The 26,374-nt window shown below is 60.4% G+C and carries 25 protein-coding genes and 1 tRNA gene; 9 read left to right on the top strand and 17 right to left on the bottom strand.

Annotated elements, in window-relative coordinates; genetic code table 11:
• Positions 1-58 precede the first annotated feature (58 nt).
• From EB235_RS26795 to EB235_RS26785, 3 genes are all read right to left on the bottom strand, one after another.
• Positions 59-1,522 (bottom strand): AMP nucleosidase, encoded by a 1,464-nt coding sequence (locus tag EB235_RS26795; RefSeq protein WP_245268987.1) that lies wholly within the window; start codon positions 1,520-1,522, stop codon positions 59-61.
• Between the two features lie 116 nt (positions 1,523-1,638).
• A complete protein-coding gene (locus EB235_RS26790) occupies positions 1,639-1,833 on the bottom strand; it encodes a hypothetical protein (protein ID WP_027034385.1) in 195 nt (64 codons plus the stop codon).
• A gap of 39 nt (positions 1,834-1,872) precedes the next feature.
• On the bottom strand, positions 1,873-2,031 hold the full coding sequence (locus EB235_RS26785) for a hypothetical protein (RefSeq protein ID WP_167334910.1): 159 nt from the start codon (positions 2,029-2,031) through the stop codon (positions 1,873-1,875).
• A gap of 583 nt (positions 2,032-2,614) precedes the next feature.
• On the opposite strand from EB235_RS26785, the gene EB235_RS26780 reads away from it, so the two are divergent.
• On the top strand, positions 2,615-3,157 hold the full coding sequence (locus EB235_RS26780; RefSeq protein WP_155256494.1) for a hypothetical protein: 543 nt from the start codon (positions 2,615-2,617) through the stop codon (positions 3,155-3,157).
• 164 nt (positions 3,158-3,321) lie between these two features.
• On the opposite strand, the gene EB235_RS26775 is transcribed toward EB235_RS26780, so the two are convergent.
• Entirely contained in the window at positions 3,322-3,663 is a 342-nt protein-coding gene (locus tag EB235_RS26775) for a DUF2147 domain-containing protein (RefSeq protein ID WP_027034387.1), read from the bottom strand.
• Positions 3,664-4,112: 449 nt separating this feature from the next.
• On the opposite strand from EB235_RS26775, the gene EB235_RS26770 reads away from it, so the two are divergent.
• Positions 4,113-4,379 carry a sel1 repeat family protein gene (locus tag EB235_RS26770; protein WP_010915070.1) on the top strand — a complete coding sequence of 89 codons (267 nt, stop codon included), beginning with the start codon at positions 4,113-4,115 and terminating at the stop codon, positions 4,377-4,379.
• Positions 4,380-4,804: 425 nt separating this feature from the next.
• Positions 4,805-5,926, top strand: coding sequence for a branched-chain amino acid ABC transporter substrate-binding protein (locus tag EB235_RS26765; RefSeq protein WP_027034388.1), 1,122 nt, complete (start codon positions 4,805-4,807; stop codon positions 5,924-5,926).
• A gap of 78 nt (positions 5,927-6,004) precedes the next feature.
• Here EB235_RS26765 and EB235_RS26760 read toward each other — a convergent pair whose 3' ends face one another.
• Entirely contained in the window at positions 6,005-7,987 is a 1,983-nt protein-coding gene (locus tag EB235_RS26760; RefSeq protein ID WP_027034389.1) for an acetyl/propionyl/methylcrotonyl-CoA carboxylase subunit alpha, read from the bottom strand.
• Positions 7,988-8,036: 49 nt separating this feature from the next.
• Positions 8,037-8,357, bottom strand: a complete 321-nt coding sequence (locus EB235_RS26755) for a hypothetical protein (protein WP_245268932.1) — start codon at positions 8,355-8,357, stop codon at positions 8,037-8,039.
• Here EB235_RS26755 and EB235_RS26750 point away from each other — a divergent pair.
• Positions 8,356-8,619, top strand: a complete 264-nt coding sequence (locus tag EB235_RS26750) for a hypothetical protein (RefSeq protein WP_155256495.1) — start codon at positions 8,356-8,358, stop codon at positions 8,617-8,619. The genes EB235_RS26755 and EB235_RS26750 overlap by 2 nt on opposite strands.
• 320 nt (positions 8,620-8,939) lie before the next feature.
• On the opposite strand, the gene EB235_RS26745 is transcribed toward EB235_RS26750, so the two are convergent.
• From EB235_RS26745 to EB235_RS26720, 6 genes are all read right to left on the bottom strand, one after another.
• On the bottom strand, positions 8,940-9,467 hold the full coding sequence (locus tag EB235_RS26745) for an O-acetyl-ADP-ribose deacetylase (protein ID WP_027034391.1): 528 nt from the start codon (positions 9,465-9,467) through the stop codon (positions 8,940-8,942).
• Between the two features lies 1 nt (position 9,468).
• Complete coding sequence (locus EB235_RS26740; RefSeq protein ID WP_027034392.1) at positions 9,469-11,076, bottom strand: carboxyl transferase domain-containing protein; 1,608 nt, start codon at positions 11,074-11,076, stop codon at positions 9,469-9,471.
• A 1-nt stretch (position 11,077) separates the two neighbouring features.
• The gene (locus tag EB235_RS26735; protein WP_027034393.1) at positions 11,078-12,241 is read right to left on the bottom strand and encodes an isovaleryl-CoA dehydrogenase; all 1,164 of its coding nucleotides are present in this window, start codon (positions 12,239-12,241) and stop codon (positions 11,078-11,080) included.
• A gap of 69 nt (positions 12,242-12,310) precedes the next feature.
• Positions 12,311-12,961, bottom strand: a complete 651-nt coding sequence (locus tag EB235_RS26730; RefSeq protein WP_027034394.1) for a TetR/AcrR family transcriptional regulator — start codon at positions 12,959-12,961, stop codon at positions 12,311-12,313.
• A 71-nt stretch (positions 12,962-13,032) separates the two neighbouring features.
• Complete coding sequence (locus EB235_RS26725) at positions 13,033-13,317, bottom strand: acylphosphatase (RefSeq protein WP_027034395.1); 285 nt, start codon at positions 13,315-13,317, stop codon at positions 13,033-13,035.
• Between the two features lie 219 nt (positions 13,318-13,536).
• Positions 13,537-14,649 carry a pyridoxal phosphate-dependent aminotransferase gene (locus EB235_RS26720; protein WP_027034396.1) on the bottom strand — a complete coding sequence of 371 codons (1,113 nt, stop codon included), beginning with the start codon at positions 14,647-14,649 and terminating at the stop codon, positions 13,537-13,539.
• A gap of 115 nt (positions 14,650-14,764) precedes the next feature.
• On the opposite strand from EB235_RS26720, the gene EB235_RS26715 reads away from it, so the two are divergent.
• Positions 14,765-16,447 (top strand): tetratricopeptide repeat-containing sulfotransferase family protein, encoded by a 1,683-nt coding sequence (locus tag EB235_RS26715; RefSeq protein ID WP_027034397.1) that lies wholly within the window; start codon positions 14,765-14,767, stop codon positions 16,445-16,447.
• A gap of 350 nt (positions 16,448-16,797) precedes the next feature.
• On the opposite strand, the gene EB235_RS26710 is transcribed toward EB235_RS26715, so the two are convergent.
• The 3 genes from EB235_RS26710 to EB235_RS26700 all read right to left on the bottom strand — a co-directional run bounded on the left by EB235_RS26710 (position 16,798) and on the right by EB235_RS26700 (position 18,517).
• The gene (locus EB235_RS26710) at positions 16,798-17,985 is read right to left on the bottom strand and encodes a porin (RefSeq protein WP_027034398.1); all 1,188 of its coding nucleotides are present in this window, start codon (positions 17,983-17,985) and stop codon (positions 16,798-16,800) included.
• 97 nt (positions 17,986-18,082) lie between these two features.
• The gene (locus EB235_RS26705; protein WP_027034399.1) at positions 18,083-18,334 is read right to left on the bottom strand and encodes a GIY-YIG nuclease family protein; all 252 of its coding nucleotides are present in this window, start codon (positions 18,332-18,334) and stop codon (positions 18,083-18,085) included.
• Between the two features lie 92 nt (positions 18,335-18,426).
• A tRNA-Ser gene (locus tag EB235_RS26700) sits at positions 18,427-18,517 on the bottom strand.
• Positions 18,518-18,967: 450 nt separating this feature from the next.
• On the opposite strand from EB235_RS26700, the gene EB235_RS26695 reads away from it, so the two are divergent.
• Both EB235_RS26695 and EB235_RS26690 read left to right on the top strand, forming a co-directional pair.
• Positions 18,968-20,155 (top strand): porin, encoded by a 1,188-nt coding sequence (locus tag EB235_RS26695; protein ID WP_027034400.1) that lies wholly within the window; start codon positions 18,968-18,970, stop codon positions 20,153-20,155.
• 241 nt (positions 20,156-20,396) lie between these two features.
• Positions 20,397-21,464, top strand: a complete 1,068-nt coding sequence (locus EB235_RS26690; protein WP_027034401.1) for a tyrosine-type recombinase/integrase — start codon at positions 20,397-20,399, stop codon at positions 21,462-21,464.
• Between the two features lie 58 nt (positions 21,465-21,522).
• Here the strand turns inward: EB235_RS26690 and EB235_RS26685 are convergent, their stop codons facing one another.
• Positions 21,523-22,422 (bottom strand): alpha/beta fold hydrolase, encoded by a 900-nt coding sequence (locus EB235_RS26685; protein WP_027034402.1) that lies wholly within the window; start codon positions 22,420-22,422, stop codon positions 21,523-21,525.
• A 102-nt stretch (positions 22,423-22,524) separates the two neighbouring features.
• On the bottom strand, positions 22,525-24,555 hold the full coding sequence (locus EB235_RS26680; RefSeq protein ID WP_027034403.1) for a lytic transglycosylase domain-containing protein: 2,031 nt from the start codon (positions 24,553-24,555) through the stop codon (positions 22,525-22,527).
• 361 nt (positions 24,556-24,916) lie between these two features.
• Here EB235_RS26680 and dapA point away from each other — a divergent pair, with 361 nt between their 5' ends.
• The gene (gene dapA, locus EB235_RS26675; protein ID WP_027034404.1) at positions 24,917-25,798 is read left to right on the top strand and encodes a 4-hydroxy-tetrahydrodipicolinate synthase; all 882 of its coding nucleotides are present in this window, start codon (positions 24,917-24,919) and stop codon (positions 25,796-25,798) included.
• Between the two features lie 25 nt (positions 25,799-25,823).
• A complete protein-coding gene (smpB, locus tag EB235_RS26670) occupies positions 25,824-26,303 on the top strand; it encodes an SsrA-binding protein SmpB (RefSeq protein WP_027034405.1) in 480 nt (159 codons plus the stop codon).
• Positions 26,304-26,374 lie beyond the last annotated feature (71 nt).

Here is a 26,374-nt window from a genome sequence, read left to right as displayed (position 1 = left end):
CGGCCAAATTGCGGCGTGGGCAAGACGACGAATTGCCTCGCCGTGGCTTCGCAGCCGCCTACTGGAACGCCGTCTCCGAAAAGCTCCTGAGCTTGCGCGAATGCAGCCGTTCCATCGGCATTTCCGAGAGCTTCTCCATCGCCTTGATTCCGATGGTCAGGTGCTGCGCCACCTGGCGTTTGTAGAACTCGGTCGCCATGCCGGGCAGCTTCAACTCGCCATGCAAAGGCTTGTCGGAAACGCACAGCAGCGTGCCGTAGGGCACGCGGAAGCGGAAACCATTGGCGGCGATGGTCGCTGATTCCATGTCGAGCGCGATGGCGCGTGACTGCGACAGGCGCTGCACCGGTCCGCGCTGGTCACGCAGTTCCCAGTTGCGGTTATCGATGGTGGCGACGGTGCCGGTGCGCATGATGCGCTTCAGATCATAGCCGGACAGGCCGGTGACTTCGGCAACCGCCTCCTGCAGCGCCACCTGGATCTCGGCCAGCGGCGGGATCGGCACCCAGACCGGAAGATCGTCATCCAGCACGTGATCCTCGCGCACATAGGCATGTGCCAGCACATAGTCGCCGAGCGCCTGGGTGTTGCGCAGTCCGGCGCAGTGGCCGAGCATCACCCAGGCATGCGGCCTCAGCACGGCGATGTGGTCTGTGATCGTCTTGGCGTTCGAAGGGCCGACACCGATATTGACCATGGTGATGCCGCCATGGCCGGGCTTCTTCAGATGATAGGCCGGCATCTGCGGCAGGCGCGGCGCTGCCACACCTGAACTGGGTGCGCTTTCTCCGGCCTTGGTGATGACATTGCCCGGTTCGACGAACTCGGAATATCCACCGCCGCCTTCCGCCATCTGCACGCGAGCGCGGGCGACGAATTCGTCGATGTAGAACTGGTAATTGGTGAACAGCACGAAGTTCTGGAAATGCTGCGGCGTGGTCGCCGTATAATGCGACAGGCGGTGCAGCGAATAGTCGATGCGCTGCGCCGTGAACGGCGCCAGCGGCCTCGGTTCGCCGAAGGCCACTTCGAATGTACCGTTGGCGATCTGATCATCGGTGCCGTCGAGGTCCGGCACGTCGAACAGGTCGCGGATCGGCCGCTTGATGCGTTCGGCCGCCGCGCCGTCGACATGGGTACCTTCGAGAAAGGCGAAATGCAGTGGGATTGGCGTCGTTGATTCCGAAACGGTGACCGCGACACCATGATTGCGCATGATCAGGCGCAACTGCTCGATCAGGTAGCTCTCGAACAGATCCGGCTGGGTAATCGTGGTCGAAAAATGTCCCGGCGTCGGCATGTGCCCATAGGCCTGCCGCGAATCGATCTGGGTGAATGAATTGGTGGTGACGCCGATCTCTGGATAGAAGGCGCGGTAGCGCTTGCCGTTGTCACCGCCGGCTGCCGCCAGTTCCGCGAAAGAGTCGCGCAGGAACTTGGTGTTGCGGTCGTAGAGAACCTGCAGTGCGGCGACGGCTTTTTCGGCGTTGTCGAAGCTTTGCCGGCCAAAAGGCTCGGGCATGACGACGGATTCGATGGCTTGGGGGTAGATTCGCTTTTCCATGGCTCAATATAGAGACTCGGATGAGCGGTTGGGAGGGGGCTCGCGGCCGAAGGCGCCCAAAGCGCCATTTTTCTTTATCCCCGCTGCAGGCTGACCAGCAGAACGAAACCCACGCCGGAGTTCTTCAAGGCTGGCGCCTCGATCGTCGAGCCGGTATCGGCGCGCATCATCGGAACAGCCAGCACCGGAGCGGCCAAAAGCATCAGGATAAATGCCGCCCGCGGCAGAAGCCGAAGAGTCTTGAGAGTGTTGGCAGCGATGCGGCTCATGATGTCTGTGCTTTTCTTTTCGAGACGTCGGGTCTTTGTTCAGTTGCGAAGATGGGTGGGGCAAGCGAGGCGGCAGGTTCTGGAACTGGCCTCGTCCCAGGAGCGAGGCGAACGGCCTGCTTCGGCGACGAGGATGGCGAAGAACATTCCAAACAGGCTCATCAGCAGGCAGACGATGGTGAAGCGGCGAGCAAGCATTGGGGTCGTGTCTCCTTCAACACGCACGAGACTGCCCCAACGCCTCTGAACCGGCTCTGATGCCGGCGTTCATCTGCGGTTCAAATTGATTGACGGGATCTAACTGAGGATCGCTCGGGCCTGTATGGCAGCAAGGCAAGAGCATTGTTGCTCGACATGTCGAAGAAACGAAAACGGGGCCCGCTGGCCCCGCTTTGAGATTACTTGGAAGGAATGGCCGATCAGAGCTTGTGCCAGAATTAGCTTTTATTTTACGGAATGTGTTGGACGCATAGCTGGAAGCACGGTTTGCTGCCAGTGATTCAGTGCCGATAAAAGGCACCGCCGTCTCAAACAAACGCCGGTTGCCACAGTATCTCCCGCACCGAGAGGGGGCCCCACGGGGGACTGGGGCTACCCCTCTCTATCATTTGGGGATACGAATTTTTCTAAGAAAGGTCCGCTACCTGAGGGACCCTTGAGGGAGAGCGCCGTGATCACGATGAAGGTTTACCGGGGGAAGCACTGGGATTAGCAGGGGGCGCATGTTCTCACCTGGGCGCACGACGTCGACGCTGGTAGAACTCAATTCTAAGGGGCTATGATGTTATATTGGCGAACCCACCAAGATTCCAGAAATTATGCCATCCTTGGTGATTGGGGGAATGACTACGGACCGCAAGATTTTCTAGAAATGGAAGGTGCGAGGGATATCGACCAAAGCAAGTTGCAATTCCGGTTTGACAAACAGCGGCCCCTCCCTATCGGAGATTTCGTCGCGACCTCTATCAAGAGTGGATTTTTTGCAAGGCGCGAAATATTCGAGCTGTTTGGACCGATAATTTTACAGAGGCGCCACAAATTCTACACAGCAAAAACTGACAAATACGATCTAGAAATATATGTTCCCATGGAAGAGGTGGATGGCTTCGACTTTTTAAGGTCTAACTATGAAAAATATGAATATGATGGCGGTGATATATCTAGGATTTTTGATTTGAAATTGAAAGAAGGGTTTTCAACCGATCTCGATGTCTTTAGGTTGAGCGATCCCTTTGTCGCTAGATTCGACATAATCGTTTCTGATAAATTTAAATATATATATGAGTCCAACAACCTAACAGGGCTCCGTTTCGCTGCGGCTTGATCTTGTGTCCACAGTGTTGCGCAAGGCGTCGCCGCTGGCCTGCTTACCGGAACTCCAACGAGCATAGGAGATCGCGCGGCGTCCCTTTAGGTCTCGTGGCTGTAGCATGGCCGGGCGGTCTCCCTTTGTCGCCTTGGAAGACCGCCCGATATCACTCTGCAGAATTAAAGTTTGTGCCAGGTTTGGCTCTTGCAGATCAGCCCGCCAAGCACGCAACCGCTCATCTTGAGCGAGGTGCCCGACAATGTCGCCTTGCCGGAATAGGTCTTGTCGTTCGCCGGATCGGTGATGCTGCCGGCATATTTGTTGTCGCCGGCAGCCTTCAGCGAGCCGATGGTCTTGCCGGCATATTTTCCTGATTTGAGCGTGATGGAAAACGAGCCGCTGCCTGAAATCGCCGCGGTATCGCCGGCTTGCGTCTTCCAGTTGCCCTCGATCGGATCGGCCCACGCCACACCCGCCATCATCAATGTGGCTGCAAGAGCCAGGCTGACTTTTCGAAACATGTCTTGCTCCCTTGGATAGCCGGCCGAACTCTCCGCCTCGCCGGTCTGCCGCTTACGCAAACGTAAGCTAATCCAGGTCCAGGCAAAACAAAAGCGGTGCCGCAACGGAAGAGTTTGGGATTTTGAAGGCGCCTGAATTCGCACTGTCGACGAGGAAATGAAAACGATCGGCGCATCGTGTTTGTTTCCTAGGGTTAGCGGAGTGTTGATTTTGCCCTCGCAAATTTTCGTCAAATTTGGCGAAAATCAGCCGAATTGCTGGCTTCGTATCCTTAACGAATTTCCGTGTTTACCTCTTGTTTTAGCTTTGTTTTCCTCAAATTAAGCACGCCATTTAACGACGGATTCAAGCCTGCGCGGCATTCTCGAAAGCATCGGAAGAGCAGCCGACGAGAACGAAAGAAGGCAGCTCTCGGGAGCCTGACAGGGGCAACAAACAGGGGACTGAAATGGCACGTTTTGAAATGCTTGAAGCAGGTTTCGGCGCCATGGGGGCAACTGCCCAGGCCGACATTCTTTTCGAACTGGGCATGATGTATGCGACCGGCCGCGACTGCGAGACCGACGTCGTTGCCGCCCACAAATGGTTCAACATCGCCGCCATCAAGGGTTCGGCCCGCGCCGCGGAACTGCGCTCGGAACTGTCGGCTGCCATGTCGAAGGTCGAGATCGCCAAGGCGCTGCGCGAAGCCCGCGAATGGATGACCATGCACTGAGTTTTCGTCAGACGGGGACGCTATGGCCAAGACCGCTCCAGACGGTCGGGCCAAAACAGGGACAAGGCTGCGCAGACAGCCAGGCCAAAGGCCATCAACAACAAGAATGCGGCAGGTCGCACACGTCCAAGCCGCGCGATAGACCATGATCCCGAAAATCGGAAAAGATCACGGTCAAAGGGAAGACAGGGAAGGCGCCGTTGGGTTCGCGGCGCGGGGGCGCTGGGGAAACAGCCCGACAGGCAAAAAAGCCACGACCAGCCGGAACAAGGCTGGCGTGGCTTTTTTGCGTGGATGACGCCTTGCAGGCCCAATCGAGCGGTGCCGATGCGCCTAGACAGGCCCAATGAAGGATGAAATTGTCCCGCCTCTCTGGAAGAAGCGCGGCCGGGGCGGCCGCGCGTGAGTGGAGGAGTTCTATTGTCATGAAAAGAATGAGTATTTTGAGCGCGGCCATTTTCGGCCTGATGATGAGTGCGCCCGTCGCTTTCGCCGACGACATCACCGTTTCGGTGGTCGGCCCGATGACCGGACAGCTCGCCACGATCGGCGATCAGTTCAAGCAGGGCGCACAGGCCGCAGCCGACGCCATCAACGCCGCGGGCGGCGTCAACGGCTCGATGATCAAGCTCGACATCGAGGACGACCAGTGCGATCCCAAGCAGGCTGTTTCGGTGGCCAACCGCATTGTCGCCAATGGCACCAAGTTCATCGATGGACACGCCTGCTCGGGTTCGAGCATCCCTGCCTCGGCCGTCTATGCCGAAGCAGGCTTCCTGATGATGAGCCCGGCTTCCTCGAACCCGGTGCTGACCGACGCGGCCGCCAAGGCCGGCTGGCCGACGATCATGCGTCTCTATACGCGTGACGATGCGCAGGGCGCCTTCATCGGCCCGTGGATCGCCAAGAAATATGCCGGCAAGAACGTCGTCGTCCTGCACGACAAGAGCGCCTACGGCCAGGGCGTGGCTGATGCCGTCAGGGCGACAATGAATGCCGGCGGCCTCAAGGAAGTCTACTATGACGCCATCAACCCCGGCGAGAAGGACTATTCGGCGCTCGTCACCAAGCTCAAGGATCTGAAGGCCGACGTCGTCTATTTCGGCGGCTACCATCCCGAAGCTGGCCTGATCCTGCGTCAGTCGGCCGAACAGAACCTGAAGTTCCAGCTGATCATGCCGGACTCCATCGCTTCGCCGGAATTCTGGCAGGTTGCTGGTCCGGCCGGCGAGGGCACCATGTTCGTGTTCCCGTCGGATCCGCAGGCAAAGCCGGAAGCCAAGGCAGCCGTCGAGAAGATCAAGGCCGGCGGCTTCGTGCCGGAAGGCTTCACGCTGTTCTCCTACGCGGTGGTCCAGGCTTTCGCCGAAGGCATCAAGCGCGCCGGCAGCGACGATCCGGGCAAGGTAGCCGAAGCGTTGAAGAACGGCACGCCGATCAGCACCGTTGTCGGCGACGTCACCTTCGACGAGAAGGGCGACCTCAAGAATGCCAGCTACGACATCAACCAGTGGCATGACGGCAAATACGCGCCGATCGCGCAGTAATCTCAGCGATGAGATAATCCAGGAAAATGGCCGGGTTTGTCCCGGCCATTTTTCTTTGCGATCGTCCGATTCCAGTTGTCAGTTCGTGACAGGCATCGAGGCGCTCTGGTCCTCGACGAACCGTACCAGCACGGTCCCGTCGGTGACTTGCGCCCCTTCGGTCGCGATCTCGGCAATTACCCCGTCATGTGGGGCGGCGATGGTGTGTTCCATTTTCATGGCCTCTAGGATCAGCAGAGGTTGTCCCTTGATTACCGTGTCGCCTTTGGCCGCGCGCACCAGCTTGACCAGACCGGGCATCGGCGCGCGCAGGCTGCCGGCGGCGGCTGCGGCTTCGTCGGTTCTGGCCAAGGGGTCCGGCACCGCGAACGTATAGCCGATGGCGCCTTCGAACACCGTGATGTGGCCCGGCCAGCGGGCGAGGCGCGGAACAGCGCGCAAGTCATGCGCATTGGCGTTGTCATAGGGTCCATCGACCGCCACCTGGAAGCGCCCGTCCGGCCGCACCGAAACCTTTGCCGCAATATCGGCCTCGCCGAACTTCAGCCGCGTGCGCCGCGCCACGCCGTGGAAATGGGCGTAGCCGGAAAGCGACGACCATGGATCGTTCGATGGCGGCAATGCTTCTGCACCGGAGGCGGCCAGCGCGGCTGCCGAGATGATCTCGCCGGTTGGTGGTGCGACCTCGGTCAGTGCCACCTGATGTCGGCCGATCAGGCCGGTATCGACGTCACCAGTACAAAAATCCGGATCGGCGGCAAGAGCGGCAAGAAAGGCGGTGTTGACGGTGGACCCGGCGATCTCGGTTCGCGATAGGGCCGCGCCAAGAGCTTCCAGCGCCGCTTGCCTGTCCTTGGCATGGACGACCAGCTTGGCGATCATCGGATCGTAGTAGGGCGAGATGGCATCGCCGGCTCGCACGCCGGTCTCGATGCGCATGGTGGTCGCGTCGGGTGCCGTCTCGGGAAACTTCAGATGATGCAGCGTACCCGTTGCCGGCAGGAACCCCTTTGCCGCGTCCTCCGCATAGATGCGCGCCTCGAAGGCGTGGCCGGCAAGGGTGATTTCGCTCTGCGTCTTCGGCAGCTTCTCGCCGCTGGCGACCCGCAACTGCCATTCGACCAGATCGGTGCCAGTGACCATCTCGGTGACCGGATGCTCGACCTGCAGGCGAGTGTTCATTTCCATGAACCAGAAGCGGTCGACTTTCAGGCCTTGCGAGGCATCGACGATGAATTCGATGGTGCCGGCGCCGGAATAGTTGATCGCCTTGGCGGCCTTCACGGCCGCTTCCGTCATTGCCTTGCGCAAAGCCGCCGTCATGCCGGGGGCGGGCGCTTCCTCGATCACCTTCTGGTGGCGGCGTTGTGCGGAGCAGTCGCGTTCATAGAGATGCACCGCATCGCCGAAATTGTCGCCGAACACCTGCACTTCGATGTGCCGCGGCTTGTCGACATATTTTTCGACCAGCACGCGGTCGTCGCCGAAAGCAGCCTTCGCCTCTCGCCGGGCGCTGGAAAGCGCCTCGGAAAACTCGTCGGGATGTTCGACACGGCGCATGCCCTTGCCGCCACCGCCGGCGCGCGCCTTGATCAATACGGGATAGCCGATCTCGCGCGCCTTGGATGCCAGCAGCACGATCTCCTGCGCCTCGCCATGATAGCCCGGCACCACCGGCACACCGGCCTTTTCCATCAGCCGCTTGGCGGCGTCCTTCAGTCCCATGGCGCGGATCGAGGCCGCCGACGGGCCGATGAAGATAAGCCCTGCCGCCACCACTTGGTCGACGAAATCAGGATTTTCCGACAGGAAGCCGTAACCCGGATGGATCGCCTGCGCCCCCGTCGCGAGCGCCGCCGCGACGATCTTGTCGCCGCGCAGATAACTCTCGCCGACCGGCGAGGGGCCGATGTGAACAGCCTCGTCGGCCATCTCGACATGCAGGGATTTCGCGTCGGCATCCGAATAGACGGCAACGGTGTGCACGCCGAGCTTGCGGGCCGTGCGAATGACACGGCAAGCAATCTCGCCCCGATTGGCGATCAGGATTTTGGTGAACATGGAGCCTCCCGGTTTTGTGACGGGCGGCACCTGTTCGGCAGGCGCCAGCCTATTTGGACGCGGCGATCTCGCAGCCGCCGCCGTTGGTCACCTTGTAGTGCGCACGTGTGGCCACGCAGGATTTCATCGCAGCCGCCTCGGCGACCTTCTGCGACGGCGCATTCAGGCTTGAGCCGCATAGAATATAAAGGGACATCACCCTGGTATACGGCGTGGTGGCATAGGCGGAATGGCCGCTGGCGGCGACATAGGCCTTGTAGGCCTTGGTGCATGGCGATTTTGGATCGCCATTCAAAGCCGGTGGGAAACGCTTGTCTCCCTCGCTGCCCGCCAGCGACCCGGCAATGCTGATGCCGGGCGAGGTAATCATGAACAACCCGCACAGTATCGCGATGGCTGGTCGCCTGGAATTCGTCGTTTTCATTCTGTTCCCCCCGGGAAGATGCTTGCTGTCTGAACCCTATTTCGAAGCAGCGACACTGCACGCTCCGGCTGTGGAAACCTTCCACTTTTTCAGGCCCGATTTGCACAATTCCAATGCTTTGGCCTCCGCCGCTTGCTGCGACGGTGCATTTAGAGAGACACCGCACATCGTGTATTCCGCCGACCAATTGAAGGGGGTCATTGCGTAGGCGGAATGGCCGCGCGCTGCAATATATCGGTCGTAATTCTTGCCGCAGCCTCCTGTCGTTCCCGGCGATCGAAAGACCGGGAAGCGGACGTGCCCCTTGCTTCCTGCGAGCGATTCGGCCGGGCTGGCGCCAGCCGTTGCGAATATTAGTAGACTTGCAAGTATCGGGACGGCCGTCCCCCGGCAATGTTTCAGCTTCATCTTCGTCCTGTCCCCATTGCATTGCGCAGGACAAGCAGTAGCGAACATTTTGCCTCGCCGCCAGTTCGTTGGCGGGGATTCGAGTTTGCCTTTGCTGATGAATCGGTTGGTCCATACAGTTCAGCCTTTTCGCCGCGCAGCAATGGCGCGCCGGTATAGTTCTGCCATTTGCTCATCAAAGCAGCAGAAAATGACGGTCTCCGGCATTGCTTTCTCTTCGACGAACTTGTTGACCGTGCCGACGGCGATCTCAGTCGCGGCATCTTTCGGGTAGCGGTAAACACCGGTCGAGATCGCCGGAAACGCCACCGAGCGGCAATCATTGGCGGCCGCGAGTTCCAGCGACCTGCGATAGCAGGACGCCAGCAACTCGGCTTCGCCCTTGCCGCCGCCCTGCCAGACCGGCCCGACCGTGTGGATGATATGTCGAGCCGGCAGTTTGTAGCCCTTGGTGATCTTGGCGTCGCCGACCTTGCAGCCATTCAGCATGCGGCATTCGAACTCGAGCTCGCGACCCGCCGCGCGATGGATGGCGCCATCGACCCCGCCGCCACCGAGCAGCGAGGTGTTGGCGGCGTTGACGACGGCATCGACCGCCAGTTTGGTGATGTCGCCGGTATGAACCTCGATCCGCGGACGAGCGTTCATCTCACATCCTGAACACGCCGAAGCGCGTGTCCTCGATCTCGGCGTTGAGTGCGGCCGACAGGCTGAGCGCCAGCACGTCGCGCGTCTTCGCCGGGTCGATGATGCCGTCATCCCACAGGCGCGCGGACGAGTAGAGCGGATGGCCCTCGTGTTCATATTTCATCAGGATCGGCTTCTTGAATTTCGCCTCTTCCTCGGCGCTCCATTCCCCACCCTTGCGCTCGATGCCTTCGCGCTTGACCATGGCCAGCACCGTTGCCGCCTGTTCGCCGCCCATCACCGAGATGCGGGCGTTCGGCCACATCCACAGGAAGCGCGGCGAGTAGGCGCGGCCGCACATGCCGTAATTGCCGGCGCCGAACGAACCGCCGATGATGACGGTCACCTTCGGCACCCTGGCGGTGGCGACAGCCATCACCAGCTTGGCGCCGTCCTTGGCGATGCCGCCGGCTTCGTATCTCCTGCCGACCATGAAACCAGTGATGTTCTGCAGGAAGACCAGCGGGATCCTGCGCTGGCAGCACAGCTCGATGAAGTGTGCGCCCTTCAGCGCGCTTTCGGAAAACAGGACGCCGTTGTTGGCGATGATGCCGGCCGGCATGCCATGGAGATGGGCAAAGCCGGTAATCAGCGTGGTGCCGTAGTTCTGCTTGAACTCGTCGAATTCGGAACCGTCGACAAGGCGCGCGATTACCTCGCGCACGTCATAAGGCTGACGCAGGTCCGTCGGCACGACGCCGTAGAGTTCGTCCGCCGGATGAAGTGGCGGAATCGCCTTCTGTAAGTTTAGGCTTACTTTCTTGTTCCGATTCAGGTTTTTGACGATGCGACGGCAGATGGCGAGCGCATGGTCGTCGTCCAGCGCATAATGGTCGGCAACCCCGGAAAGCCGCGTATGCACCTCCGCGCCGCCGAGATCTTCGGCGCTGACTTCTTCACCCGTGGCTGCCTTCACCAGCGGTGGGCCGCCGAGAAAAATGGTCGCCTGGTTTCGCACCATGATCGTCTCGTCCGACATCGCCGGCACATAGGCGCCGCCTGCGGTGCAGGACCCCATGACGCAGGCGATCTGCGGTATGCCGGCAGCCGACATGTTGGCCTGGTTGTAGAAGATGCGGCCGAAATGCTCGCGATCCGGAAACACCTCGTCCTGGTTGGGCAGGTTGGCGCCGCCGCTGTCGACCAGATAGATGCAGGGCAAATTGTTCTGCAGCGCGATCTCCTGCGCCCGAAGGTGCTTTTTCACCGTCAGCGGGTAGTAGGTGCCGCCCTTCACCGTGGCATCGTTGACAACGACCATCACCTCGGTGCCCTCGACACGGCCGACGCCGGCGATCAGCCCGGCCGACGAAATCTCCTCGCCATACATCGACCACGCAGCGAACTGGCCGATCTCGAGGAAAGGCGAGCCGGTGTCGAGCAATTGGGCGAGACGTTCGCGCGGCAACAGTTTTCCGCGCGAGACGTGGCGCTCACGTGCTTCGTCCGAGCCGCCACGCTCGACGCTTGCCGCCTTCTCAGAAATGTCGCTGACCAGCACTCGCATGCGCTCGGCATTGGCACGGAATGTGTCGGAGGAGGGGGAAATCTGGGTCTGCAGGACGGCCATGCTACACCCCCTCCGCCATGATCTCGCGGCCGATCAGCCAGCGGCGGATCTCGCTGGTGCCGGCGCCGATCTCGTAGAGCTTGGCGTCGCGAAGCAGGCGTCCTGTCGGATAGTCATTGATATAGCCATTGCCGCCCAGCAGTTGCAGCGCGTCGAGTGCCATCTGCGTCGCCTTTTCGGCGGCAAACAGCACACACCCGGCCGCATCCTTGCGCGTCGTCTGGCCGCGATCGCAGGCGGCGGCGACGGAATAGACATAGGCGCGCGCGGCGTTCATCGTCGTATACATGTCGGCAAGCTTGCCTTGCACCAGCTGGAACTCGCCGATCGGCTGACCGAACTGCTTGCGCTCGTGAACGTAAGGGATTGCCACGTCGAGGCACGCCGCCATCAATCCAATCGGGCCGCCGGCAAGCACGGTGCGCTCATAGTCGAGGCCCGACATCAGCACTTCAACGCCGCGGCCTTCCTCGTGCAGCACATTGTCGAAAGGCACTTCGACATTTTCGAACACGAGTTCCCCGGTGTTGGAGCCGCGCATGCCGAGCTTGTCGAGTTTTTGCGCCACGGAAAATCCGGCCATCGCCTTTTCGACGATGAAGGCGGTGATGCCACGCGATTTCCGGTCCGGATCGGTCTTGGCATAGACGACCAGCGTTTCGGCGTCCGGTCCGTTGGTGATCCACATCTTGGTGCCATTGAGCACATAGCGGTCATTGCGCTTTTCGGCGCGCAACTTGAGCGAGACAACGTCGGAGCCGGAGCCGGATTCCGACATTGCCAGCGCGCCGACCCGCTCGCCCGAGCACAGCGGCGGCAGGAATTTCTCCTTCTGCGTCGGCGTTGCCCAGCGGTTGATCTGGTTGACGCAGAGATTGGAATGAGCGCCGTAGGAGAGGCCGACCGACGCCGACGCGCGGGAAATCTCTTCCACCGCAATCACGTGAGCGAGATAACCCATGCCGCTGCCGCCGAAATCGGGATCGGCCGTTATGCCCAACAGGCCGAGCGCACCGAGTTCGCGCCACAGATGCGCCGGAAATTCGTTCTGGCGATCGATGTCGCCGGCGATCGGCGCGATCTTGTCCTGCGCAAAGCGGCGCACCAGGTCGCGCAGCGCCTCGATGTCCTCGTCATGCCCGAAGCTGAGCGTGTTCGTGTACATGCCGTTCCTCCCCAGTGCCGCATGACCCCGAAAATCGACTTCGATTTCCGGAAAGGAACATGCGCGAAATTACAGTGCTACAGCGTCCTTTGCGCGTCCGGTGGGATGCGCGGCGCTGTAGGTGTCCGTGTGCGCGCCAACGAGGCGCATTGTCATCGAAAGATATGTCGCCGTCACTTCAGCGATCGACAGCCGCTCGCCCGGGCGAAACCAGACGATGACGCCGGTCATCATCTGGATCAGCGCCATGGCCGTCAGGCCGGTGTCCTCAATGCTGAAGACGCCAGCCTCAGCGCCATCGCGCAGGATCGTGCGCAGATCCTTTTCGTAGGCCGTGCGCATGCGCAGGATCAGTGTCAGCCTGTCGGGAGACAGGCTGCGCAACTCCATGTTCGACACATGCGTGGCGTGCCGGCGCTCGATATGGAAAGCGATGTGGTTGCGCACGTAGGCCGCAAGCTGTTCTGCCGGATCGGCATCGGCTGGGCGGGCGCGTTCCCAGACCTCGCGAAGCCCTTCCATATGCTCGCGCATCAGGGTGAACAGCAAGTCTTCCTTGGTCGGGAAATAGCGGTAGAGTGCGGCGGCCTGGACGCCGACCTCGGCCGCCAATTGGCGCATCGACATCGCCTCGTAACCGTAGCGCGCGATCAGGTTGACCGCTGCTTCGCGGACTGCCGCCTCGGTCTTTTCGCCATCGGATCCGATTGTGCGCGCCATACTCGCCTCGTTAAGGCGGCAGTAATAAAACAAACGTTCAATTAATTCAAGACCGTTGAAAAACTATACGCCTATGCGACGATTCTGAAGTCTCTAGGCTCGTTCCACGTCTCGAGCTCTTCCGCGTCGATCCACGACACTGAAGCGCCCGCCGGGCCTTGCCAAAGCCGTTCGATCATGGCCGAAACCGCCGCGTCGGTGCCGGCAAGCCATGCCGTTACCGAGCCGTCTCTTTCATTGCGCACCCAGCCCGTCAGCCCAAGCCCTGTCGCTTCGCCTCTCGCCCAGATCCTGTAGCCGACGCCTTGCACCTTGCCGTACACGCGCGCCTGCGCCGCCCTTTTCCGATCGTTCATGGCTCACTCCCTTGCATAGAGTCTGGCGCAGGATCGAGCGAAGGCAACCGACCTCGGGGAGATGCCATTGAATTTGGGACTTCGGGCGGCTATGGATCGCGATCTCGCCGGCTTGACCACAGGCTTAGGCGAAGAGGGAGCCAGCGAGTTGTCAGATATGCTGATCTGAGTCAGGTCTTTGCTTGGCGGAGCGCCGGCATCCTGACGCTGCGAAATGCGCTAATTCCCTCGTGCTGCTGCCAGCGCGCCGGGCAACTCCTCGGCAAAAATGTCCAGTTCGTGGTCGAGGCCGACACTGACGCGGATGCAACGGTCGAGCACCGGCACCATCGGCTTGCGGATGAACACGTCGCGCGACAGCAGCCCTTGCAGTACTTTAAGCGCGAAGGCGCCGTCCTGGCCGCAGTCGATAGTGACGAAATTGGTCGCCGAGGCCAGCGGAGCCAGCCCGTTCTGCTCGGCGATGTCAGCGATGCGCCGGCGCCCGGCCGCCACCCGCGTCACCACAGTCTCGAGATAGGCCTGGTCGGCGAGCGCCTCGACGCCGGCGATCTGCGCCATGCGGCTGACGCCGTAGTGGTTGCGGATCTTCTCGAAATCGCGGATCACTTGCGTCTCCGCCACTGCATAGCCGCACCGTATACCGGCCAGCCCATAAGCCTTTGAAAAGGTTCGCATGCGGATGACATTCGGTCTGGAAACATCGATCGGCGGCAGGGCAGAGGCCGGCCCCAATTCGCCATAGGCTTCGTCGAGCACCAGCATGGTGGTTTCCGGCAACGCTTCGATGAAGCGAATGATCTCGTCCGCTTCCCACCAACTGCCCATAGGATTGTCCGGGTTGGACAGATAGACCAGCGGCGCCTTTTCCCTAGTGACCGCCGCGAGCAGGCCGTCCAGGCTTTCCCGATCGTTTTCGTAAGGGACGGTGACCAGCCTTCCGCCGACGGCGGCAACATGGAAGTTGAAGGTCGGATAGGCACCGAGCGACGTGACCACGGCATCGCCTGATGCCACATACATGCGCGCCACCAGGCTGAGCAGGCCGTCTATGCCTTCACCGACAACCACGTTGTCGACAGCCATGTCGTGATGCGCGGCGGCTGCAACCCTGAGATCGTAATTGTCGGGATCGCAATACATCCACATGTCACGGGCGATCTCGGCCATGCGCGCAATGACGCGCGGCGAAGGTCCAAAGCTGCTCTCATTGGCGCCGATGCGGGCGCGGAAAGCGCGCCCGCGCTCACGCTCCTGCGCTTCCGGGCCGACGAAGGGCACTGTCGAGGGAAGCGCTGCGATGAGCGGCGTGAGGGAAGGGCGTTGGCTCATGGCGGAAGCTCGCGTGGAAAGGGAGTTTCTTGCTAGCGTGGCGACAAGGTGGGCGCAAGCTTGCGGAGTGTGCAGAAGGCTGGATTCCTTCGTGGCTTTTTGCTAGCAAGATTCAATGAACAACCGTCTGCCACCCGCCTGGGCAAAACACCTCAAGTCTGGTCCCGCGCCGAAGCCGCGCTTGCCTCAAGCAAATCCGACAGTAGCAAAACCACTCGAGCGCGCGGCCAATGACGCGCGTGCGCGGGCTGATGACCAATTGCTGGTGCAGGCGTATGAACATCAACAGGCCAAGCGGCTGGCCGAGGCCCAGGACATATGCCTCGAGGTGCTGACGCGCACGCCAAACCATCCGCTGGCGCTCTACATATTGGGCACCGTCTATCTGGGCTACGACGACGAGGCGTCCCTGCGTTATTTCGCACGCGCGGTCGGCGAGGAGCCTGGAAACCCCTATTATCATCTTAGCCTCGGTGAGGCCTATGGCAAGCTGAGCGAGTTTTCCGCTGCGATCAAACACATTCGCTATGCCCTGGAAGTGCAGCCCGATCTTGTAGAGGCACTGTGTGCCTTGGGGCGTGTTTATACCCAATACGACAAACCCGATTTGGCCTTGCCGCTTTATGAGAAGGCGCTGAAGATTAACCGTAATCACCCCAAGGCGCGGATCGGCATGGCTGCTGCGCTCACTGGTCTTGGGCGCATGGACGAGGCCGGCGTCTTTCTTAAGGAGGCGATCGAACGCCGCGTCGACGTAGGGGCGGCCTATTACGACCTTGTGCAGACCCGAAAATTCACCGAGGAGCCGGCCGAACTCCAGCCGATCCTGCGCGAGTTGGAGAGTCCGGGAATTAAGCCGGCGGCGAAAGCGAGTCTCAACTACGCCGCCGGTAAGGTGGAAAACGACCTCAAGCGCTATGCGGAAGCCTTCGACCATTTCAAGAAGGCGAAGCAGGCAGAAGGCTATAGATTTGACATAGACCAGTACCGCCGCTTCATTGACGCATCGATCGAGACCTTCACGGCGGACTTCTTTGCCGAAAGGTCCGGCTACGGCAATTCTTCGGAAGCCCCTGTGTTCGTGGTCGGGGTGCCGCGTTCCGGCACAACGCTTACCGAACAGATATGCGCCAGTCATCCGGAGGTCCATGGCGCCGGAGAGCTCACCAAACTGAGTCGGGTAGCCAACGCGATCGGTCTGAAATCCTCGGCTTTCGATTTGAAAAAGCCGGTCACGACGGTCACTGAAAGCTTGTCGAGGACGTTGGCCGAAGAGCACCTATCTTATTTGAGGGAGCGCGCTCCAACCGCACAGCGCATCGTGGATAAGATGCCGCACAATTTCGAATTGATCGGCCTCCTCACCCTGCTCTTTCCCAATGCCCGTATCATTCACTGCCGCCGGGATGCCATCGACAATTGCGTGTCATGCTTTGTCCTGCCTTTCAACTCGGCACACAGCTACAATTCAGACCTGCGGGCACTCGGCCTCTACTACCGGGAATATGACCGCTTGATGCGTCACTGGAACGAGGTTTTCCCGGGTCGTATCTTTGAAAATCGCTATGAGACACTTGTTGAGGATCAAGAGGCGCAGTCGCGCCGGCTCATCGATTATCTCGGCCTGCCCTGGGATGACGCATGCCTGCGCTTCTTCGATAGGGAAGGGGCGGTCACCACGCCCAGCCGCTGGCAGGTCCGTCAGCCGATCTACAAATCCTCCGTGAAGCGCTGGAAGAATTACGAAAACGAGATCCAGCCTTTGATTGAAGCGTTGGGAGACCTCGCCGACGTTTGACCGATAGTGACGCCCTTTATAGGGTGGTTTGGCGCTTGGTTTAATCGCCAATGCTACGCCAGCGCGCCGTCGTCATCCTTCGGGCTGGACCTTGCTTGCCCCGAGTCTCTCTGATGTTACCTGAGAGCGCCGCAGCGGTGCAGAACTTGCTCCACCGCACCCCCGGCAAAACTCATGCATGCATCCTTGCGGCTTCGCTACGCTCCGCCCAAGGACGACGAAGCTGTGAGGCTGCAGCCAATTGATGCATGCTCAAAGTGCGCAGTGGCGTTGGAGGACCGGCATGCATCAAAAAAGAAAAACCCGGCGGTTGCCCGCCGGGTCTCCTGTCTCCCCAGAAATATCTGGTCTTAGAAATCACGCTGGAAGCGAATGATACCGCCGACGGCGTTCTTCTTCTCGGCGCCAGCCCAAACGTTGCCGGCGTCGATCGCGCCCGAACCAACGTGCTGGTAGTCAACTTCGGGCGTGATCGTGAAGCCGGGAACGAGGGTGTAGGCAATGTTCGCCGCAACACCGTAGTCCTTCCACTGATCGCCCGACACCTGGAGGTTGAACGAGGCCTTCTCGTTGAACTTGTAGGTGCCGCCGGCCCAGAAGCCCCATTTGCCACCCCACGGCTTGTAGAAGCCGCGGCCGTTGGCAAAGGAGATGTCGGGGTCGGTGCTGAAGCGGTTGTCGTTAAGCTTTCCCTCGCTGGCGTAGCCGAACATGCCGAACAGCGACAGTGCACTGGAAACGTTCACGTCCACGCGAACCTTGCCCGAGGCGTATTCGTAATTGCTGTCATAGGCGACAACGCCGACGATATCACCCCAGCCCTGCGTGTACTTCAAGCCGCCGACGATATGCGGAACATAGCTGTCGACCGTGGCGGTGCCGTAACCATAACTTGCATATCTCTGATCGGCGCCGCCCGAACCTTCTTCGAGAGAGGCCATTGCCGAGAATCCGTTGCCGGCGTCGAAGTAGTACTGAACGACACCGGTCTTGAACCCGCCGTAGGGAACGATGGTGTCGTTGATGACGTTGCCGGCGTAGCCGACGAAAGTGTCGAATGCCGACTCGTCTTCGCCTACACGCAGGCCGCCAAGCTGGATCCAGGCGAAATGCTGGTCGATGTTGTTGTGAGCGTTATTATCGTTACCGTTGTCCAGGGGGCTGTTCTGGAAGTTCAGGCGCGTTTCGGTATAGGTCTTCAAGGTGCCGAGTTCGGTTTCCTGGCCCGTCCAGGTCTTCAGCGTGAAGCGAGCGTCTTTGTAGTAAGTGCCCTGGTTCTTGCCGTTGACGACGTCGTCGGCGCGTGCGCCGGTGAACTCGCCAACATCGCCAGCGCCGATGTCGTAACGGACATAACCGCCGATGCGCAGGCAGGTTTCGGTGCCGGGGATGTAGAAGTAGCCAGCGCCGTAGACGTCGCAGATCTTGACGTATTCAGCGGGTTCCGGCTCGGCGACGACGACGGCGTCGGCGGCGCGCGCACCGGAAACTGCGATCAGGGCCGCAGCGGAGCCGAGGAGAAGGCTCTTAATGTTCATTTTCTGACCTCCAGTCAGAATCGAGAGCGGAGTTCAGAAAAAAACAGATCTAATGGCTGTTTTTTGTTCTATATCAGATAGATAACATCGTGGGCCGTCAGCGGGGCTCGGTTCGCCAAAATCGCTTGCTAGCAAAAGCCTTGCCCGATCCGGTCTTGAAATACCGCTCCAACTGCCGTGCATTGGCCTCGGTTTCGACCGCAATATACGTCTTCAAGGCGACAGGCAGATGAGCCTTGGTCGATGTCACATAGCCTGATTGATGTGATTCGAACCGGCATCGAAGGTCGTTTGTCGACCCGACATAGACGTCACCATTATGGAGCTGCAGGAAATAGACGTACCACATAGTCCCCCTATGCTACTCCGTAGCTTCGGGCGACACCCTACGCCCTTAGCGCACCGGGGTGGCCTGCCACCCGAAGCCCGAAGGGCGTAGGGTGGCGGAGAGGATGGGATTCGAACCCACGAGAAGCTTTTGACCTCTACTCCCTTAGCAGGGGAGCGCCTTCGACCACTCGGCCACCTCTCCGTTGCGCCGCTGGATAAAGAAAAGCGCCGGCACAATCAACAAGCCCGCATCATTATATGGAAAAATAACAGCGGGCCGGAACCGCGGGTTACCTGGTACGGCCGTTTTGCGGCAACTCCCTGGCTGGTGACTCGCGGCCCTGCCATGATTCCATCGATGGATTGTCGGATTCGTCGGGAAATAAGCGGCTGCAGGAGGCCTGATGGTTAACGAGAGCTTTCTGAGTGAGGCCAAATCGTGTCATTTGTGCAACAACGCCGGGGGATAGCAGCCGGACAGCCCTTTCGCCGGTACGATCGTTGTTGAACGCCGCCGCCTCATGGGTAATGTCGGTTTCGAGGAAGCGGCGCGGTGCGCATCTTTTTCGGTAGTGGGGATGGGGCAGGGAACGCTGTCCTTCAGCAAAGAATACCCAGACCCGTTTTTTAACTTTTGACTGGAGGTCAGAAAATGAACATTAAGAGCCTTCTCCTCGGCTCCGCTGCGGCCCTGATCGCAGTTTCCGGTGCGCGCGCCGCCGACGCCGTCGTCGTCGCCGAGCCGGAACCCGCTGAATACGTCAAGATCTGCGACGTCTACGGCGCTGGCTACTTCTACATCCCCGGCACCGAAACCTGCCTGCGCATCGGCGGCTACATCCGCTACGACATCGGCGTCGGTGACGTCGGCTCGTTCGATGGCGCTCGCACCGGCGACGTCAAGACCGACAAGGATCAGGGTACCTTTCAAAAGCATGCTCGCTTCGCGCTGAAGACCTGGACCGGCCAGGAAACCGAGCTCGGCACCTTGAAGACCTATACCGAGACCCGCATCAATTTCCAAAACCACAATGCCGATGTCGATGAGAACGCCGCTGAGAACACTGGCATCTCGTTGAACTTCGCCTGGATCCAGCTCGGTGGTCTCCGCATTGGTAAGGACGAATCGGCCTTCGATACGTTCATCGGCTACGCGGGCAACGTCATTCAGGATACGCTGGTTCCTTATGGCGGCTTCGACACCAACTTGATCAGCTACACCTTTGACGCCGGCAACGGTTTCTCGGCCATAGTCTCGCTCGAAGAAGGTTCGGGTGGCGGCAACCAGGATTACGGGCATTACTATGGCGTCGGCACGATCGACAGCTATGTTCCGCACGTCGTCGGCGGTGTGAAGTGGACGCAGGGCTGGGGTGCGATCACGGGCGTCGTTGCTTACGACAGCAACTATGAATCGGTGTCCGGCAAGGTCCGCTTGGACGTGAACGTCTCCAGCGCACTGTCGCTGTTCATCATGGGCGGCTACGGCTCGACCAACCACCTCGAGGATAGATCCTACGATGACCCGGCAGGCGGTCGCGGCTTCTACAAGCCGTGGGGCGGCAGCTGGGCGGTGTGGGGCGGCGGCACCTACAAGTTCAACGAGAAGACCTCGTTCAATCTGCAAGCCTCGTACGACGATTGGAAGAACCTCGGCATTGCAGCGAACGTTGCCTATGACGTTGTTCCGGGCTTCACGGTCACTGCCGAAGTCGACTACGCGCATGCAGGTAGGTTTGACGACCAATTTAATGACGGTACCGGAAACAATTACAATTGGACCGGTGGCGACAAGAAGAACAGCGTCGGCGGCATGCTCCGCTTCCAGCGCTCCTTCTAAGGGCTGGTTCCTTACAGGTGAAATCCAGCCCGGGCGCACAAACGCCCGGGCTGTTTTTGTTTCGTGACTGGGTCAACGCAAACGAAGGAACAGGGGGAATTGGTAGCTGAATAAATCCGCGGGACGATGTCGTGGGATCCGTTGATGGGCGGATGGGATCACAACCGCGTGATTAAAATCTCTTGAAAGGACGCTTCCAAGCGGATAGGGCTGATCTATCCACTCGGGGGTGTGACGAACTATGACCAACGAAGCGATTCAAGAGGGTAGCCCCCCGGATCCGTTTTCGATGTTTTCTTCTCAGAACTCAAAGATCAACTACACCTACAACAAGATAAGAGAAGTAAAGTCGTACAGGGTCGGAGAGCTTTTTTCAGCTTACCGGGACATACTGTGGGATGATGGGCGGCATAAATACAATGTCAGCTCATTCATCGGCGAAATAGATGAGATTCTCCTTGGGGAGCGTTTCAGCGCCGTTGACCAGAGTACCCTTGATAACCTTATCGGCACCTTGCGCCAGCGCGGCAACAGCAATGCAACCATCAATCGAAAGATGGCTGCCCTCAGCAAACTGCTGCGCAAGGCTTACAAGATGGGAGATATCCACAGCCTGCCCGAGTTCCGCCGCCAGAAGGAGCGGGCGGGACGGATTCGCTTCCTCGAGAGGGAGGAAGAGGCAAGGCTGTTTTCTGCCATCAGGAGCCGCAGCGAGGATGCCTACCGGCTTTCCGTCTTCCTGGTTGATAGCGGTTGCCGTCTCGGCGAGGCACTCGGATTGATCTGGAATGACATCCAGGAACATCGGGTCTCCTTCTGGATCACCAAATCCGGCCGCAGCCGCACCATTCCGATGACCGAGCGGGTCAAGGAAGTCATCAAGCTGCCGCCGACCGAGGGCCGCCGGCCCAAAGGTCCGTTCACCAAGCTCAGCCAGGCGCAGTTTCGCGCCATCTGGAACGACGCAAAGGCCGAGGTCGGCCTTGGCGCCGACGACCAGGTGGTGCCGCACATTCTGCGCCACACTTGCGCCTCGCGGCTCGTCCAGGGCGGCATCGACATCAGGCGCGTGCAGATGTGGCTCGGCCACCAGACACTTTCGATGACCATGCGCTACGCCCATCTGGCCACCAACGATCTCGACGGTTGCGTTGTGGTCCTGGAAACGCCCCGTGGCGAGGGACTGGCTGGCGGCGCACAAAGTTCGGCGTTTTCATCTCCGCTGACCACGCCTTCAGCGGCAACGCCCGCGAAAAAGGGCAAGGCGGTCGCGGCAAAGGCGCCCGGAAAAAGCTCGAAAGCCAAATAGTTCGCCGAGCCTAGATATATTGACATACTGACCCCAGGACCAGATTTGGTCTTGGGGTTTACTTTGTTTGAGGTTGCTGCTGCGCCCTATCCAGGAAGGTCGCGATGGCGCTCGGCAGACTTCCCGTTTCCAGGAATGGCGCGTGGCCCTGGCCCTCGACGGTGATCGTCTCCATGCCGGGATGGCGTTTTTGCATGTCCTCGAGCGTTGCGGTGGAGAGCAGTTTCGAATTGCCGCCGCGGATGGCAAGCAGCGGCGCGGCGATCAACGCATCGAATTGCGGCCAGAGATCTGGCAACGGCTTGCTGAAATCGATTCCGGCCAGAGTGTCGATCAACGCCGGATCGAAATCGGGCACCAGTCCGACATCCGTGTTGCGGTAGAGCGCACCCACCATCCGAGCCCAGTCCGCATGGGTAAGGGCTGGAAAGTCGCCGCCATGCGTGCGCCGCTGCGCGTCCACGGCTTCATCAAATGTCTTCGGCTTCGGCGAGCGCTCAAGATAGGATCGGATGTTGGCAAAGCCTCCGGCTTCGATCACAGGCCCGATGTCATTGAGCACAATGGCTTTCAGCACGGCCGGCTTCAATGCCCCGAGCACGTGGATGATCAGGCCGCCGCGTGAGGTGCCGATGAAAGCGGCCTCCTCGATGCCGAGTGCGGCCAGCCCGGCAAGGATGTCGCCGGCTTCGACACCGATATTGTAGTGAGCGATTTCGGGATCGTAGGCCGACATCCCTCGCCCTCGGTAATCGAAGGCCACGACCTGGCGTGAAGTGCCGGCACGCTGCGACAGATAGAGCGCAAGTTCATGAAAGTCGCGGGCGTTCCGGGTCAAGCCGGGCAGGCAGACCACCGGCCAGTGTCCGGTATTGGCCTTGCCGTAGACCCGGGCGTGCAGTTTCAACCCGTCCGGCGCCGCATAGAAAAAGTCGGTAAAGCCTTCGTCGCTCGACATTTGAATTCGGCCCTGGTGGATAGACCCAGACAGCTACAGGCGAGGGCAGGGCCGGTCAAATGAAAGACGCTCTTTCTTCAACCTGATCGGACAGGGCAAGCCTCAGCTGCGCCCGTTCACCAGATCCCCGACGATGTCGTACTTGCCGGAAATGCGCATCTTGTAGACCTCGTAATTTTCCATCACACGCTCCACGTAACTTCTTGTTTCCGTGTAGGGAATCCGCTCTATCCAGTCCACCACCGCATCGATGTCCTTGCCGCGTGGGTCGCCGTATTTCGCTACCCACTGGCTGGCCCGGTTGGGGCCCGCATTGTAGCCGGCGAAAGTCAGCACGTAGGAGCCGTTGAAGCGGTCAAGCTGCTCGCCAAGGAAGGCTGAGCCGAGTGTGGCGTTGTAGCCGGCATCGGTGGTGAGCCGCGTCTGCGAAAACTCCAAACCGGCCTTCTTCGCCAGTTGCTTGGCGGTTCCAGGCATCAACTGCAGCAGCCCGCGCGCGCCGGCACTTGATACCGCGCCGATGTTGAATTCGCTTTCCTGGCGGGCGATCGCGTAGGCCAGTGCCTTGCCCGAGCCGGAAATGTTGGCCGAATCGGGGATGACGCCGAGCGGGTGCGACAGCGCACCGACATCGATGCCACGCGCGCCGGCGATCTTGCCGACCTTCAGCGCCATGAAATGGTTGTCTTGCTTCTCGGCAAGGACGGCGAGCAGCGCCAGTTCGCCCGGGCTGGTCAACTGCCCGGCAAGGTCGCGATAAAGCGTTTCGGCATAACGGTCGTAACCAGCCTCTTGCAGGCGCTTGATGGCGCTGACGGCCTCGCGGCTGGCAAAACTCTGCCGGTCGGCAGCGCTCGGCGCGGGATAGACGATGTTGAGCGCCTGCCGGCCGATACGTTCGGCGGCAAGCTGGCCGTAAAAGGTCGTGCCGTAAGTGGCGGCCCGTCCAAAATAGTCCTTGGCATTTCCGGGGCCGCCGACTTCGGCGGCACGGCCGAGCCAGTAATAGGCGCGCGACAGGGTCATCGGCCCCTGCGCGAGGTCGGCGATGCGCGAAAAATGCGTTGCGGCAAGCTTAGGGTCGTTGAGGCCGCGCAGCGCATACCAGCCGGCGTGGAATTCGGCCTCCGCCGCATTGGCCGCACTTTCGGCGGCATGCGTGGCGACGACCTGGTAGGCCGTCTTCATGTCGCCCTGGTCGACCAGTTCGCGCGACAGCACCCGGCGCTCGACCCACCAGGCGTCTGGATCGACCAGAGCTTCGCGATCCGTCGGCGCCTTCATCACAACGGCAGCGGCGCCGGCAAAATCCTCCTGCTTGCGCAGATATTCCGCCTGCGCGAAGAAGTAGCCAGCTGAACGCTGGGATTCCGGCACTGCCTTCAGCAGTTTCAGCGCATTCTTGTCCCCTCTGTCAGCCGCGACCCAGGCCTCGGCAAACTGCTGGGCGCCGGCAAGACCGGCAATGCGCAGCGCGGAATTCACCCTGTCGGCATAGAACATGCGGTCCATGCGAAAACGGTGGTCGGCGGCAGAGATCAGACTGCCGAATTCCTTGATCAGCGCCGTCTCGTCCTTGGCTTCCAGGACCGTGGTGCGCCAGAACGGCGACAGCACCGAGCGGGCCGCCTTGACGTTGCCCGTTGCCACATAGGCGCGGGCGAGGACCATGACGCCTTCAAATGTTTGCGGCTGGCTGCCATCGAATGCCGCAATGACGATGTCGGGGGCGGGGTTCTCGCGGTAGAGCGCGCGCTCGCTGTTCTTGCGCAGGGCAACCGTGCCCGGCCAGTTGGGCAGCATCTTCGCTGCGGCGGCGATGTCGCCGCTCGGAACCTTGTCGCCGCCATAAAGCGCGATCGCCCAGGCCAGTATATGCTGGTCGAGCGATTGAGCGGGAAGCACATCGCGCACGCCACGGGCGCCCGTGATATCGCCGGCCGCCAGAGCGTCCAGCCCGCTTTTCAAGAGCGCGACGCTGGGGGAGGCGGCCTGTTGCGCGTTGTCTTGCACACCCGGCACCGGGATCGCCGACGTGACCTGCACATCGACGCTGCTGCTGATCGCCATGCCGGGTATCAACACGGCGATGGCGCCAAGCAGCGCGAAGAGGTGAGGCCGACGGGTCGGCATGATCTCGTATCTTTCCTTAATCCAGCATTTTACCAGCAGGCGAAGAAGCCTCGAAGCCTAAACTTAGGTCGTGAAGGGCTCGTAAACAAAGAGTTATCGAGGCCGTTCGAATTGCGCTTGCTGGCACCATGGCAATGCTTGCCGCGCAACCATGTCGAGACTATGGTGCGCCGCTTCGCTTTCGGCTAGAAGGCGCGCACGACAAACCGATCGACAAAACACCGATGCATGTCGCCCAAAAGTGGATACCGGTTTTGGGACAACGACATGCACAAACAAACCGAAGCATGTCGCCCAAAAGTGGATACCGGTTTTGGGGGAACGACATGCGTAAACAAAAAGTCCCAAGGAGTTGGACGACATGCTGAGAGGCTCGCTTACTGCGCTCGTGACACCGTTCGAGAAGAGCGGGCGTTTCGACGAGAAAGCCTTTCGCGCGTTTGTCGAATGGCAGCTCGCCGAGGGCACAACGGGTTTGGTTCCCGTCGGCACGACCGGCGAGTCGCCGACGCTGTCGCATGACGAGCATCGCCACGTCATCAAGGTCTGCATCGAGGTGGCCAAGGGTCGCGTCCCGGTCGTCGCCGGAGCTGGCTCCAACAACACCGAAGAAGCGGTCGGGCTCGTACAATATGCCGAGAAGGCCGGCGCCGATGCCGCCCTGGTCGTTACGCCCTATTACAACAGGCCGACGCAGCGCGGCCTCTACGAGCATTTCGCCGCTGTCGCCAAGGCGACCAAGCTGCCGATCATCATCTACAACATCCCGCCGCGCTCGGTGATCGACATGATGCCGGAGACGATGGGCCGGCTGGCGCACGACTTCAAGAACATCGTCGGCGTCAAGGATGCCACCGGCAAGGTCGAGCGTGTGTCCGAGCAGCGCATGACCTGCGGCAAGGGTTTCATCCAGCTTTCGGGCGAGGACGCTTCGGCGCTCGGCTTCAACGCGCATGGCGGCGTCGGCGCTATCTCGGTGACGTCGAACGTCGCACCGCGGCTGTGCGCCGAGTTTCAGGAAGCAACGCTCTCCGGTGACAGTGCCAAGGCGCTGGAATTGCAGGACCGCCTGCTGCCATTGCACAAGGCGATCTTCATCGAACCCGGCGTCTCCGGCGCCAAATATGCCCTGTCGAAGCTCGGCAAGGTCGAGAATGTGTTGCGTTCGCCATTGGTCACCGTTGAGCAGTCGACGGCCGAGAAGATCGATGCGGCTTTGAAGCACGCCGGCTTGATTAATTAGCGATGAGGCGCCACCTCTCCACATCATGAACCAAGTCAGAAAAGCCGATCCAAACAACAAGACCGTCTCGGAAAACCGCAAGGCGCGGTTTTCCTACGAGGTGCTCGACACTGTCGAGACCGGCTTGGTGCTGACCGGCACCGAGGTCAAGTCGCTGCGCCAGGGCCAGGCCAACATCCAGGACAGCTATGCCTCCGTCGAGGGCGGCGAGATCTGGCTGATCAATTCCTATCTGCCGGAATATCTGCAGGCCAACCGCTTCAACCATGAGCCGCGCCGGCGCCGCAAACTCCTGCTCAAAAAGCGCGAGATGGCGAAGCTGTCGCAAAGCGTCGACCGCGAAGGCATGACGCTGGTGCCGTTGAAAATCTATTTCAACGACCAGGGCCGCGCCAAGCTCTTGCTCGCGGTCGGCCGCGGCAAGAAACTGCACGACAAGCGCGAAAGCGAGAAGCAGCGCGACTGGTCGCGCGAGAAGGGCCGGCTCTTGAAGGAGCGTGGGTGAGGAGCGGTCCGCGAAGCGGACGAAAAGCCAACGATTTGGCTTTTCGAGCGACGAACGCCCGAAGCCATAGC

The sequence above is a fragment of the Mesorhizobium loti R88b genome (genome assembly GCF_013170845.1).
Classification (GTDB): domain Bacteria; phylum Pseudomonadota; class Alphaproteobacteria; order Rhizobiales; family Rhizobiaceae; genus Mesorhizobium; species Mesorhizobium loti_B.
The sequence above is the reverse complement of the archived record's forward strand: the minus strand, read 5'-3'. Positions and strand labels throughout refer to the sequence as shown.